This window comes from Streptomyces sp. bgisy027 (assembly GCF_057710365.1).
This window is the reverse complement of record NZ_JBYIVZ010000037.1, coordinates 1-13,063: the sequence shown is the minus strand read 5'-3', so window position 1 is coordinate 13,063 and position 13,063 is coordinate 1. Positions and strand designations below refer to the sequence as shown.

Annotated in this window: 11 protein-coding genes; 2 read left to right on the top strand and 9 right to left on the bottom strand. The window is 70.3% G+C overall.

The annotated features are described in order from the left end of the window. Positions 1-20 precede the first annotated feature (20 nt). From AC3ETA_RS31975 to trhA, 3 genes are all read right to left on the bottom strand, one after another. The gene (locus AC3ETA_RS31975; protein WP_432196381.1) at positions 21-650 is read right to left on the bottom strand and encodes a TetR/AcrR family transcriptional regulator; all 630 of its coding nucleotides are present in this window, start codon (positions 648-650) and stop codon (positions 21-23) included. Between the two features lie 5 nt (positions 651-655). Next, positions 656-2,197 (bottom strand): DHA2 family efflux MFS transporter permease subunit, encoded by a 1,542-nt coding sequence (locus tag AC3ETA_RS31970; protein ID WP_432196380.1) that lies wholly within the window; start codon positions 2,195-2,197, stop codon positions 656-658. Positions 2,198-2,326: 129 nt separating this feature from the next. Further along, positions 2,327-3,073: a PAQR family membrane homeostasis protein TrhA gene (trhA, locus tag AC3ETA_RS31965; RefSeq protein ID WP_432196379.1), complete on the bottom strand. Its 747-nt coding sequence runs from the start codon at positions 3,071-3,073 to the stop codon at positions 2,327-2,329. A gap of 343 nt (positions 3,074-3,416) precedes the next feature. On the opposite strand from trhA, the gene AC3ETA_RS31960 reads away from it, so the two are divergent. Then, positions 3,417-5,258 carry a phosphoenolpyruvate carboxykinase (GTP) gene (locus AC3ETA_RS31960; RefSeq protein WP_432196378.1) on the top strand — a complete coding sequence of 614 codons (1,842 nt, stop codon included), beginning with the start codon at positions 3,417-3,419 and terminating at the stop codon, positions 5,256-5,258. Between the two features lie 257 nt (positions 5,259-5,515). On the opposite strand, the gene AC3ETA_RS31955 is transcribed toward AC3ETA_RS31960, so the two are convergent. The 6 genes from AC3ETA_RS31955 to AC3ETA_RS31930 form a co-directional block, all read right to left on the bottom strand. Next, positions 5,516-6,139 (bottom strand): hypothetical protein, encoded by a 624-nt coding sequence (locus AC3ETA_RS31955; protein ID WP_432196377.1) that lies wholly within the window; start codon positions 6,137-6,139, stop codon positions 5,516-5,518. Further along, on the bottom strand, positions 6,126-7,664 hold the full coding sequence (locus AC3ETA_RS31950; protein WP_432196376.1) for a vWA domain-containing protein: 1,539 nt from the start codon (positions 7,662-7,664) through the stop codon (positions 6,126-6,128). Before AC3ETA_RS31950 ends, AC3ETA_RS31955 begins: the two co-directional genes overlap by 14 nt. Further along, positions 7,661-8,830: a toxic anion resistance protein gene (locus AC3ETA_RS31945; RefSeq protein ID WP_432196375.1), complete on the bottom strand. Its 1,170-nt coding sequence runs from the start codon at positions 8,828-8,830 to the stop codon at positions 7,661-7,663. The genes AC3ETA_RS31950 and AC3ETA_RS31945 overlap by 4 nt, the downstream gene beginning before the upstream one ends. 15 nt (positions 8,831-8,845) lie before the next feature. Beyond that, on the bottom strand, positions 8,846-9,910 hold the full coding sequence (locus AC3ETA_RS31940) for a hypothetical protein (RefSeq protein WP_432196374.1): 1,065 nt from the start codon (positions 9,908-9,910) through the stop codon (positions 8,846-8,848). 291 nt (positions 9,911-10,201) lie between these two features. Beyond that, positions 10,202-10,621 carry an SCO4983 family protein gene (locus AC3ETA_RS31935; RefSeq protein ID WP_432196373.1) on the bottom strand — a complete coding sequence of 140 codons (420 nt, stop codon included), beginning with the start codon at positions 10,619-10,621 and terminating at the stop codon, positions 10,202-10,204. Between the two features lie 97 nt (positions 10,622-10,718). Next, positions 10,719-11,930 (bottom strand): pyridoxal phosphate-dependent aminotransferase, encoded by a 1,212-nt coding sequence (locus tag AC3ETA_RS31930; RefSeq protein ID WP_432196372.1) that lies wholly within the window; start codon positions 11,928-11,930, stop codon positions 10,719-10,721. Between the two features lie 156 nt (positions 11,931-12,086). On the opposite strand from AC3ETA_RS31930, the gene AC3ETA_RS31925 reads away from it, so the two are divergent. Further along, on the top strand, positions 12,087-12,950 hold the full coding sequence (locus tag AC3ETA_RS31925; RefSeq protein ID WP_432196371.1) for a hypothetical protein: 864 nt from the start codon (positions 12,087-12,089) through the stop codon (positions 12,948-12,950). The last annotated feature ends 113 nt before the right edge of the window (positions 12,951-13,063 follow it).

The window sequence follows — 13,063 nt, the reverse complement described above, 5'->3', positions numbered from 1 at the left end:
CACGGCCCGGGGTGCGGGCCTCAGCTCTTTTTCGCGGGCAGGCCGTGCTCGATGACGTCCAGGGCCCGGTCCACCAGATCGCGGAGTTCGTCCCGGCAGTCGTTCTCGGCCCAGGTGATGTTGGCCTCCATCAGGCCGCCGACCAGGGACATCGCGTAGACCCGCACTTCGAGGGAGTCCGCGTCCAGCCCGTGGCGCTCGGCGATGGCCCCTCGCAGCAGGCGTCCGGTGGCCGACATGCTCTCGATCATGCGGGCGCGGACGGCGGGGATCTGGACGGCCAGGTGCGCCCGGACCCGGACCGCCTCGGGATCCACGGCGAGCAGTTCGTCCAAGGACCGGTGCAGCACGTACCGCAGCGAGTCCAGCCAGGACTCCGAGGCGGGCCGGGCACGCAACTCCTCCAGCATCAGGGGGTCGTACTCGTCCGTGAGGACGATGTCCTCCTTCGTCGGGAAGTAGCGGAAGACGGTGGACGGCGACACCTCGGCGCGCTCGGCGATCTGCTCGATCGTGGTGGCGTCGTAGCCCTGTTCCTTGATCAGCGCGTACGTCGCGTCGCGGATCGCCGTCCGGGTCTTGATCTTCTTCCGCTCACGAAGCCCCAGCTGGGCAGGGTCGGTCGGGGGAGAGGACTGTGCGGGGGTCATGGGTGTCATTGTCGGGCATCGGCCCGCCCGGCAGCCATGTCCGGGGCCTCGGGCTTCTCCGCATCCGGGGTGCCCGGCAGGAACGCCGCCGCCAGCAGGGCGGAGACGAGGGCCGCGATCCCGCACACCAGCAGCACGATGCCCATGCCGTGGACGTACGCGCCGTTCGCGGAGGCCGCGAGCTCCGCCGAGCCCGCCCGCTCGGCGACGAGGTGCGCCGCGACCACGGACTCCCCGGCGGTGTCGGCGGCGCCCGCGGGCAGCCCGGTGACGTCGAGCCGGTCCCGGAAGGCACCCGCGAGCAGGCTGCCGAGCAGGGCGATACCGATCGCGCCGCCGACCTGACGCAAGGTCATCAGCAGTCCGGAGCCGCTGCCGGCACGGTCGCGCGGCAGAGCGCTCAGACCGCCGTTCATGGCGGGGATGAGCGAGAGGCCGAAGCCGAGACCGGTGATGGTGAGCCACAGCGCGACGAATCCGTATCCGGAGTCCACCGTCGTACGGCTGCCGAGGAACCCGGCGAAGGCCAGCACCACCAGGCCCGCGCTCACCGCGGCCCGCGCACCGAAGCGGGAGACGACTTTCGGGGCGAGGCGGGAGGCGACCAGCAGTCCGCCCATCATCGGCAGCAGCCGCACGCCGGTGCCCAGGGCGTCGTGGCCGAGGACCGCCTGGAGGTAGGGCGGCAGCACGAACAGCAGGCCGGTCAGGACGAACGTCACCAGGGTGGCGGCGACGGTGTTGAACAGGAAGCCGCGGTGGGCGAGCAGCGTCATGTCGAGCATGGGCCGCTCGACCCGGCGTTCGCGCACCACCAGCGCGGCGATCAGCAGCACGGCCGCCCCGAGCATGCCCAGCACCAGCGGGTCGCCCCAGCCCCGGGTGGGCGCCTCGATGATCCCGTAGACGAGGGCGCCGAGCCCGGTCGCGGCGAGCGCCGTGGAGACGGTGTCCACCTCGGGGGAGGCGGGGTCCTTCGTCTCGGGGAGCAGGAAGAGGCAGGCGACGATGCCGATCGCGGCCATCGGGACGTTGATCAGGAAGACCGAGCCCCACCAGAAGTGGTTCAGCAGCCAGCCGCCGATGATCGGGCCGAGCGGCAGACCGAGCGCGGAGGCGGCGGAGACGATGCCGACGGCCTTGGTGCGCTCCTCGGGGCCGAAGAGCGTGGGCAGCACGGACAGCGCGAGCGGGGTGACCAGGGCCGCGCCGACGCCCATCACCGCGCGTGCGGCGACGACCGCGGTCACGTCGCCTGCCAGCGTGCCGACCAGCGAACCGGCGAGGAAGATCCCGAGCCCGGTGATCAGCATCCGCCGCCGTCCGTACCGGTCGCCGAGCAGGCCCGCGGGGAGCATCAGCGCGGCGAAGACGACGACGTACGCGTCCGCCATCCACTGCTGCTGACCTGTGGTGGCGCCGAGGTCAGCGGCCATCGTCGGCAGCGCCACATTGAGGATCGTCATGTCGAAGCCGAGCGTGAGCATGCTCGCGACCAGCGCGGCGAGGGCCCACCAACGGCGAGGGTCTGGGGTGACAGTCTCCATGAAATGAAAGTAACTCTCAAAATATTGCAGCTGTCAATAGAGAGCTGCTTCCGGTGGGCCGGAGGTGTTCTGCGGGCACGAAAAAGGGCCACGGCTCGCAAGCCGTGGCCCTGAAGGGGAGCGGGGTGTCTACGCGTGCTGGTACGCCACCAGCGAGATGCCGACGTAGTGCGTGATGAACGCCGCCAGCGTGAAGGAGTGGAACACCTCGTGGAAGCCGAACCAGCGCGGTGACGGGTTCGGGCGCTTGATGCCGTAGATCACGCCGCCCGCGCTGTAGAGGAGGCCGCCGGCGATCACCAGGACCAGTACCGCGATGCCGCCGGAGCGCATGAAGTCCGGCAGGAAGAAGACCGCCGCCCAGCCCATCGCGATGTAGCAGGGGGTGTACAGCCAGCGCGGGGCGCCCACCCAGAAGACCCGGAAGACGATGCCGGCCAGCGCGGCCGCCCAGATGCCCCACATGAGCCACTGGCCCTTGGCCCCCGGCAGGAGCAGCATCGTCAGCGGCGTGTACGTGCCCGCGATGATCAGGAAGATGTTGGCGTGATCCAGCCGGCGCAGGATGCCGTCCATGCGCGGGCTCCAGTTGCCCCGGTGGTACAGCGCGCTCACGCCGAACAGCAGGCAGGCGGTGAGCACGTAGATGCCGCAGGCGATTCTGCCCCGGGGTGAGTCCGCGAGGGCAGTGAGCACCAGGCCCGCGACCAGCACCGCCGGGAACATGCCGAGATGCAGCCAGCCCCGGAGCTTGGGCTTGATCTCCTCCGAGAGCTGCTGGGCGTGGTGCGCGATCTGGTGCGGCAGCGAGGGCGCGTCGGAACCGCGGCCGGCGGCCGGTGTGTCCGTTGGCGCGTCGGGGACGGGCGCAGTCATGCGGGGCATCGTACCTACGGAACCGTAAGTTACGCGTCAGAGCGGCCAGATGGGCGCCCTTAAGTGGCCATCGTCTCACGGGGTACCGGTAATGGACCCACCCGGGGTGAAGCCGGGGTGACGCATCGAAAACATCTGGATGAGTGGCGATGCTCACGCCGCTCACCTGTGACGCCCTCTGGACATATGCGCAGTCGCGTCGGATGATCAAATGAGTGCGGTCGGCACCGGATGAGCGCGAAGATCGGAACAGCCGATCAGAACCGCGAAGCATCCGGGTCGCGGCCCCCACGGGGCATACAAGGGCATATTCAGGACAAAAATCCCTCATTTAGGAGCAACCGTGGCGCGCGACATCGCGGCTCCCCCCGTCGTTCCCACCAACCACCGCGAACTGGTCTCGTGGGTGAACGAGATCGCAGAACTGACGCAGCCGGACAGCGTGGTCTGGTGTGACGGATCCGAGGCCGAGTACGAGCGCCTGAGCGAGGAACTGGTCGCCAAGGGCACCTTCAAGAAGCTCGACCCGATCAAGCGCCCCAACTCGTACTACGCCGCCTCCGACCCGACCGACGTCGCGCGCGTCGAGGACCGGACCTTCATCTGCTCCGAGAAGGAGGAGGACGCCGGCCCGACGAACCACTGGATGGACCCCGCCGAGATGCGTGAGGTCTTCGCCGGTGAAAAGGGCGTCTTCCGCGGCTCGATGCGCGGCCGGACCATGTACGTCGTCCCGTTCTGCATGGGCCCGCTCGGCTCGAAGCTCTCCGCGATCGGCGTGGAGATCACCGACTCCGCCTACGTCGCCGTCTCCATGCGCACCATGACCCGCATGGGCCAGGCGGTCCTCGACGAACTCGGCGAGGACGGCTTCTTCGTGAAGGCCGTGCACTCCGTCGGCGCCCCGCTCCAGGAGGGCCAGGAGGACGTCCCCTGGCCGTGCAACCAGACCAAGTACATCTCCCACTTCCCGGAGAGCCGCGAGATCTGGTCCTTCGGCTCCGGCTACGGCGGCAACGCCCTGCTCGGCAAGAAGTGCTACGCCCTGCGCATCGCCTCCGTCATGGCCCGCGACGAGGGCTGGCTCGCCGAGCACATGCTGATCCTGAAGCTGACCCCGCCGCAGGGTGAGTCCAAGTACGTCGCCGCCGCCTTCCCGAGCGCCTGCGGCAAGACCAACCTCGCGATGCTGGAGCCCACGATCTCCGGCTGGACCGTCGAGACGATCGGCGACGACATCGCCTGGATGCGCTTCGGCGAGGACGGCCGCCTCTACGCGATCAACCCCGAGGCCGGTTTCTTCGGCGTCGCGCCCGGCACCGGTGAGCACACCAACGCCAACGCGATGAAGACCCTGTGGGGCAACTCCGTCTTCACCAACGTCGCCCTCACCGACGACAACGACATCTGGTGGGAGGGCATGACGGAGGAGACCCCGGCCCACCTCACGGACTGGAAGGGCAACGACTGGACGCCCGAGTCCGCCCGCGAAGCAAATGGATACCGTCCGGCCGCCCACCCCAACGCCCGCTTCACCGTCCCCGCCGCGCAGTGCCCGATCATCGCGCCCGAGTGGGAGGACCCCAAGGGCGTGCCGATCTCGGCGATCCTGTTCGGCGGGCGCCGCGCCACCGCCGTACCGCTGGTGACGGAGTCCTTCGACTGGAACCACGGTGTGTTCCTCGGTGCCAACGTGGCCTCCGAGAAGACCGCCGCCGCCGAGGGCAAGGTCGGCGAGCTGCGCCGCGACCCGTTCGCGATGCTGCCCTTCTGCGGCTACAACATGGGCGACTACATGGCCCACTGGGTCGACGTGGCCAAGGACAAGGACCAGGCCAAGCTGCCGAAGATCTACTACGTCAACTGGTTCCGCAAGAACGACGAGGGCAAGTTCGTCTGGCCCGGCTTCGGCGAGAACAGCCGCGTGCTGAAGTGGATCGTCGAGCGCCTCGACGGCAGGGCCGAGGGCGTCGAGACCCCCATCGGCGTCCTGCCGGCCAAGGGCGCGCTGGACACCAAGGGCCTCGAACTGGCCGAGTCCGACCTGGACTTCCTCCTCACCGTCGACAAGGAGATCTGGCGCGAGGAGGCCGCGCTCGTCCCCGACCACCTCAACACCTTCGGCGACCACACGCCCAAGGAGCTGTGGGACGAGTACCACGCGCTGGTGCAGCGCCTGGGCTGAGACAGCCCCCGAGAACGCCGCGGTCGGCTCCGATCGTGCCCTGACCAGCAGTATCGTCACGGCCGGCCGCGGTGACAGCACCACAGACCGGCGAGGTTCCGTACAACGGCGTACGGAGCTGTGGGCCTGTCGCCGCATCATTCCGTCCGCCCCGACGGGAGGCAGCCGGCGACAGGCCCTCGCCTGTATCTCCGCTGTCTTCGGTGACGGTCGCGGCCGACGGCACCTTCACGATCAACGACCTGCGACGGTGCGTGTCACGCGGTGGATCCGCCCCCGGTCCCGCCCCGGTCCTCCAGGTACCGGGTGTGGGACTCCTGGCGGCGGGCCTCCACCTCGCGCAGGCCCGCCGCCAGCTTCTCGGCATCCCTCTTCAACAGGCCCAGCTGCCGCTCCAGATGCAGCTCCGGCGACTCGCTCCCCGGCGACATCCGCGTCCACCACCGCGTCCGTACGAAGCTGTCGACGGCCTCGGGCAGATCGCGCCGCACGATCCGGGAGAGCACATGCACGCCCTCCGGGTCGTGCGCGAGCAGCTCGGCGACCCAGCCCTTGTCGAGCAGCGCGGTCAGCAGCCCGGTGAGTTCACGCAGCCGGGCGGCGGCCGTGACGGACAGCTCGACGTCCGTCAGATAGCCCCGCAGCCGCTCGAAGTCGCCCCGCAGCTCGTCCAGCTGGGCCGAGGGGTCGGGGAAGTCGGGCGGCGCGGGCCGCTCCGGCGGGGCGATCAGCGCGCCCGCGCCGTACAGCCCCACGACCACGACCGGCCAGTACGGTCCCGCCACCCCCGTGAAGGTCAGCACCAGGCCGACCAGCCCGCACGCGCTCCCGGCGATGTTCTTGCGGGACTCCAGGTACGCCACCGCCCTACTGGTAGCCACGGATCTCCTCGAAGGCGCCGTCCAGGGAACCCCTCTGTGCGTCGAAGAGCCGGCCGCCGGTCAGCTCGGCGATGTACTCCAGCTCCGACCTGCTGGAGTCGCCGAACAGGACCGGGAAGACGGGCGTCGCGCGCAGCTCGCGGTCCAGGCCGACGTAGAAGGCGTGGAAGCCGGCCGAGTCGGCGCCGGCGGTGTTCTCGCCGTCCGTCATCAGCACGATCGACGTGAACGTGTCCCGTCCGGAGCCCAGATGCCGGTACGCCGCCTCCAGCGAGGTGTAGATCGCGGTGTCGCCCTCGGCGGTCAGCGCGTCGGTGTCCCCGCGGATCCCCGCGAGACCGGACTTCGGGTCGGACGGCTCCACGACATGGGTGCGCACGCTCTTCACCCCCGACCCGAACGGCATCAGCGTGACCTCCTCGCGTTCGCGGAAGTCACCGGTGAGGCCGGTGAGCGCCTTCTTCAGCTGCTCCAGGCGATCGCCCCGCATCGAGCCCGAGGTGTCGAGGACGTAGACCGTCCTGGACGGGCGGCGCAGCTCGTTCTCGTACGACTCCAGCAGTCCGTCGGCGACGGAACGGGTGCCCGGGAAGGGCAGTTCGCGCCGTCGGCCGGTGTCGAGGCCGGGTGCGGGGGCGACGGACGTGACGACCGGGCGGCGATGGGTGCGCTCGGTGATCAGCCGCTGGATGCCGTCGGTGCGCAGCGCCTCGGTGAGGCGGCGGACGTCCTCGCGGGTCGCGGTGCTCGTCGACGCGAGGGAGGACACCGGGTAGTCGGCGGTCACGACGCCGTCCTTGGGGCGGATCACGGTCAGGCCCGGGATGCCCTTGAGGACGGACTCGTAGTTGAGCAGCGCGTCGACGTTCCCGCGCCGCTTGTACGCCGTCGCCAGCCAGCCCGACGAGCCGGACGTCAGCTGCTGCCCCTTGAAGAACTCCTTCAGCCGGGGCGTGGCCTTGGCGACGTCCGCGTCCGTCAGGGCGGACTGCGCGCCGGACAGGGCCGAGGCGACGGAGACCAGGGTCGCGAAACCGGAGTTGGAGCGGGCCGGGTCGGTCATGCCGTAGGTGAGCCTGCCGTCCCGGACGGCCCTGTCGATCTGCGACCAGGTGACGTCCTCGGGCTCGAGGCCCAGCTTCCCGAGCTGCGTCGACCTGACGCCGACGGCGACCGGGCTCGCCATGACCGGCGTCTCCGATACGACCTTCTCCGCCGCCTCGGGACGCAGCCGCAGATAGTCGTTCGAGGACAGCCACAGCGCGTCGTACCGACCGTCCGCCCTGCCCTTCGCGAGCAGTTCCACGGCGTCGAGGGTGCCCATGTAGGTGGGCCGGACCTCGATGCCGGTGTCGTCGGCGATCCGGTCCAGGACCGGAGCCATGTCGCCGAGCTCGCTGGAGGCGAGGACGCGCAGGGAGCCGGGTCTCGGTGCGTTGTCGGGCTCGTCGGCCGGCTTCTGCGAGGTGCAGGCGGTCATCAGCGCCAGGGCGGCGAGCACCGGCGCGAGGATGCGTGCTCTCATCCGAGACCGCCTTCCAGCGCGCCCTGCGAACGGCTGCGCTCCAGGTAGCCGCTCGCCTGCTGGAGTTCGGCGGTGAGGTTCTCCACCGTCGCCGCCATCGCCTCGGTCGCCTGGACCTTGTAGGAGTCGATGGCGTCGAGCGTGCGGTAGATCTGCTGGAAGGCGCTGCGCAGGGTCTCCGCGCCGACCGCCGGGTCGGCGGCGATGCGCTGGATCTCCCCGCTCTGCGTGGCGAGCATCTCCGCGTTGCCGCGGATGAGGTCCTCGGTGGTCCCGCGCAGGGCGTTGACCTGCTCGACGACCTTCTTCTGGTTGTCGAGCGCGGAGGCCAGCATCACGGAGATCCGCAGCGCCGAGACGGTCGTCGTGGCCGCCCGGTCGACGCCCTTGATGAGTTCGTCGTTGTTGCGGCGTACGACGTCCATGGCGAGGTAGCCCTGCGCGCACACCGCGAGCTGGGTGAGCAGGTCCTGGTGCTTCTGCCGGACCGGGAAGAGGACGTCGGCGCGCAGTCCGTCGGCCTGCTGCGGATCGGCGACCCGGCCGATGTGCTGTTCGACGGCGGTGTCCAGGGCCTCCGTCAGCACGACGTACTCCTGGAGCTTGCCCATGGTCTCCCACAGCCGCACCCGTTCGGTCTGCAGCGCGGCGTTGTCGCGCCGCAGCTCGTCCTGCCCGCCGCGCAGCGACCCCACGATCCTGTTCAGGGTCCCTTGTGCGGAGGCGTACTTGGCGACGTGGTCGCGCAGCCTGTTGCCACCGGGCAGCCTGGAGAGGAACTTGCGTCCCTTGGAGGCCGGCAGGTCCCGCGGGTCGAGGTCCTCCACCACCCGGCGCAGCTCGACCAGCGAGCCCGCGACCTGCGACTGGGCGTCCCCGCCCTTGTCGGGCAGGCTCCGGATCGTCCGCTCCAGCATGCGGTTGGACTGCCCGGCCGCCGTCCGCATCTCCCCGGCGCCGAGCGCGGTGATCTCACCGACCTTGCCGGCGAACTCGGGGGAACGGGCGTCGAGTCCGGTGAGCCCCTCCACATAGGCGGCCGCCTTGCCGGCCATGTCGCTGCGGACGCCGTCGTCGACCGGGACGAGTCCGCCGGCCTTCTCGCGCGGCACGGCGGCCACCGGCTCCGGCGGGGTCAGGACGAAGGTGTCGTCGTTGGTGCTCATGTGCTGTCGCCCCCCTTATCCGCGCGCCCGCCGGGCCAGCTCGTGCAGCACCTCGGAGGTGGGCACGGGGGCCTGGTGGACGCCGGTCAGTTCCTGCTTGAGGTAAGTGGTGTCCGAGGCGAACCCGGCGGCCCCGCCCTGCGGACGGAACCCGTGCCGGACCTCCAGCTTGCGCAGCGCCGGGTCCGAGGAGAGGAGTTCGGCGACGGCCTTGCCGTCCTCGGTCAGCGGCACGACCGTGTGGTCGCTGTTGACCGTGGTGTCCGGGTACAGGACGACCAGGTCCTCGGGCTGCTCGCCCCGGGCCAGCAGAGCGGCGACCTGGGACTCGTAGACCACGACCAGTGGATTGCCGGCGCCGCTGACGAAGTCCCGGAACACGGCGTCGCTGCCGGACTGCTGGGCGCCCTGCACGCTCACCAGCTTGTGCAGCAGCGGCGCGGTGCGGTCGACCTCGGCCGCGCCGGCGACGACCTTGCCGCCGTTCTCCACGTAGGAGGCGGCGGCCAGGTACAGCGCGCCGGAGTTGGAGGTCTCGGGGTCGGTGCTGGACAGGTAGAGCGTGCCCGTCAGCTCCCCGTACTTCCCGGCGCCCTTGAGCTGCTGCCAGGTACGGTCGGCGCGGGCCGCGTCCAGATGGGCCGCCATGCTCAGGGTCCCGCGGTGGGCATCGTCCAGCGTGGCCAGCCCGTTGCCCGCGAGCACCTCGGCGGCGTTCTTGTGCGCCACCACGACGAGGGGCGAGTAGAAGGGGCGGGGGAGGGTTCCCGTCACCTCGTACTTCGCGGCGAGTTCACGGGCGGGCGCCTGGCTCGACGGGAGCGCGAGGTCGTACCCCTTGAGGTCCAGCCCTTCCATGGCCCAGGACCCGGAGGTCTCGGCCTTCACGGTGTAGCCCTTGGCGGCGAGGGCCTTCACCACGTCGGGATCGGCGAAGAACTCGGCCTTCTCCGATCCGATCACTGCCTGCACGGTCTTCGTTGCCGTGCCGTTGTCCTCATTGCTGCGGCCCGCGACGACGGCGACCACCACGCCACCGATCAGCAGCACCGCGAGGATGATTCCGGCGATACGTCTCACGCCGTGGAGAGTGCTCGCGGAATCCAACGTTCCCCGTCAAGGGGGATGAACGGCAGGTGTCATACCGGTCCCGTTACGACACGGGTGACTTGACGGGGGTGCGGGGCTGTGTCGATTTGCGGCTCCGCCGCGTGGGCGCGACAAGCCGCAACGAACGGGCAGCCGCGCTCGGGCGCGAACAACGCGAACCCTTGCGGCAGGGCGATAGCCGGCCCAAGCCGACGCAGTGCTGTGGCTCCCGGTCCGCGCGTCGCTGCGGGTGCACGCGGACCGGGGCCGTCCAGAGGCGCTTCAGCTGACGCCGGTGAGTTCCTGCGGCTCGGCCTGCGCGGCGTGCGCATCCATCCGCTCGGCGGCCAGAATCGCCGCAGCGGTATCGGCACGGGACGCGGCGACCACCAAGGCCCGCCCGGCGAGGGCATGCGCCCGCTGATGCAGTGCGCCAACCTTCACCTGACCGCCGGAGGCACTCGCGCGGGCAGGCGCCCGCCCACCGCGCAGTCGGCTCACCACGGCCGCAAGGCGTTCCGCCGCGATGTCCAGGTCCTCCGAGGGCGCCGTCGCACGCAGCTCGTCCGTGACGGCGAGCAGCGCGGCGAGATGGCCGGCGAGCTGGATGTCCAGCTCCTCCTCGCGCGAGCGGTGGGGGAAGTCGGTGGTGCTGCCGGCCATCGTGCTGTGGACCGACTTGGTTCGGATCGGTTCGTACATGGGGATGGCCTCCTGTGCGCTGACAGGAAACCATCCTAGCTTAGATTCTGTCTAAAGTTGAGCGGTTCACAGAAGCGGACCACTTGTCCACGCAGCGTCACGGCTGCCCGTAGCCGTCGAGGAACCGTCCGATCCGGCCCACCGCGTCCCGCAGGTCCGTGACCGTCGGCAGGGTGACCACCCGGAAGTGATCCGGCTCCGGCCAGTTGAAGCCCGAGCCCTGGACGACCATGATCTTCTCGCGTCGCAGCAGGTCCAGGACCATCTGCCGGTCGTCCTTGATCTTGAACACCTTGGGGTCGAGGCGCGGGAAGAGGTACAGCGCCCCCTTCGGCCGGACGCACGTCACGCCGGGGATCTGTGTGAGCAGCTCGTAGGCGACATCCATCTGCTCCTTCAGCCGCCCGCCCGGAAGCACCAGGTCGTCGATGGTCTGCCGGCCGCTGAGCGCGGCCACGACCCCGTGCTGACCGGGCATGTTCGCGCACAGTCGCATGTTCGCGAGGATGGTGAGGCCCTCGATGTAGGAGTCGGCGTGGGCGCGCGGGCCCGAGATCGACATCCAGCCCACCCGGTACCCGGCGACGCGGTACGCCTTCGACATGCCGTTGAAGGTGAGCGTGAGCAGGTCGGGGGCGACGGCGGCGGTCGGGGTGTGCGTGGCGCCGTCGTAGAGGATCTTGTCGTAGATCTCGTCGGAGCAGACGAGGAGGTTGTGCCGCCGGGCGATGTCCGTGAGCCCCCGGAGCACGGCCTCGTCGTACACCGCACCCGTGGGGTTGTTCGGGTTGATGATGACGAGGGCCTTGGTGCGGTCGGTGACCTTGCGCTCGATGTCCGCGAGGTCGGGCATCCAGTCGGACTGCTCGTCGCAGCGGTAGTGGACGGCGGTGCCGCCGGACAGTGACACGGCGGCGGTCCACAGCGGGTAGTCGGGGGCCGGGACCAGCACCTCGTCCCCGTCGTCGAGCAGGCCCTGCATGGCCATGACGATCAGCTCGGAGACGCCGTTGCCGATGAAGACGTGCTCGACGTCGGTCTCGACGCCCAGGGTCTGGTTGTGCATGACGACGGCCCGTCGCGCCGCGAGCAGGCCCTTCGCGTCGCCGTAGCCATGGGCCGACGACACGTTGCGGAGGATGTCCTCCAGGATCTCGGGCGGGCACTCGAAGCCGAACGCGGCCGGGTTGCCGGTGTTCAGCTTGAGGATCCGATGCCCCGCCGACTCGAGCCGCATCGCCTCCTCGAGTACCGGGCCCCGGATCTCGTAACAGACGTTGGCGAGCTTCGTCGACTGGATCACCTGCATGTCAAGGAGCTTACGGCCCGGTAACGGACCCTGGGTCGTGTTTTCCGACACGTGAGACGCGGGGGTTTGGGCTGTTATCCGCGGTAACTGTCCCAGGAGTCTCTCCCGTCTCTACAATGCGCGGTCATGTCCAGGCCGCCTGAGCAGGAAAACGGGATGCCCGGGGCGAATGGTGTGGATCCCTCCGCCGTCGCGCCCGGCGTCCAGGGTGCGCGCTCGGAGGGTGACGGGTCCCAGGCTCCCCCGAACGTGTACCACCCGTATGCCGACCCGTCTCCGGTGTACGAGGAGTACACCGACCCCGCGGCCGCCCACGGCTGGCAGAACGCCTACGACGAGACGACCGAGCTGCCTCAGGTGGTCGACGGGGTGGACGCCTCCCGTGCGGGCGGTCCCGCCGACCACGCCCACGGTGCCGGAGACGTCCGCGCATCCGACGGCGCCCACCCTGCCTACGACGCCTCCGATGCCTACGACGCCTCCAGTGCCTACGAGGCCTCCGACGCCTACGACTACGTCTACGAGGACGGCTACGACTACGCCGGCGACTCGGAGAAGAGGCGGGGCCGCCGCCGGGCCCGGCGCAAGCCCGGCGTCTGGCGTTCGCCCCGCTTCGTGGTGGCCGCCGGCGCGGTGGGGGCGGTGTCGGCGGCGGCGCTGATGGCCGGGTTCTCCCTGTCCGGGTCCTCCGCGCAGGACGGCACGCGGACCAAGGGCGACCGGACGAGCACGACGCCCGACGCCTTGCTGACGCCGGGAGGGTCCTCCGCGGGCGCGTCGGCCGGTGCCCGCACGTCCGAAGGCGCCGGCCCTTCCCGAGGCCCCTCTCCGAGTGACTCGGCGAGCCCGTCCGCGTCGGACGGTGACGGCTCCGACGGCAGCACGGACCAGCCCTCGACCGAACCGACGGCCACCGGCACCGACCCGTCCGCACCGACGGCCACCCCTACCGCGACCGGCCCGGGCAACTCGGGCAACAATCCGGGACGCGGTCAGGGCGGCACGAAGAAGCCCGGTTGACGGCAGGGCGGGTGGGTCCGTCGCCAGTGGCCAAGACGGCAGGGGCGAGTCCGCGCTCCTGACCTCACCAGGGTGGTGGGGGCGGGGCCAACAAACCTCCCCACACCAGAAAT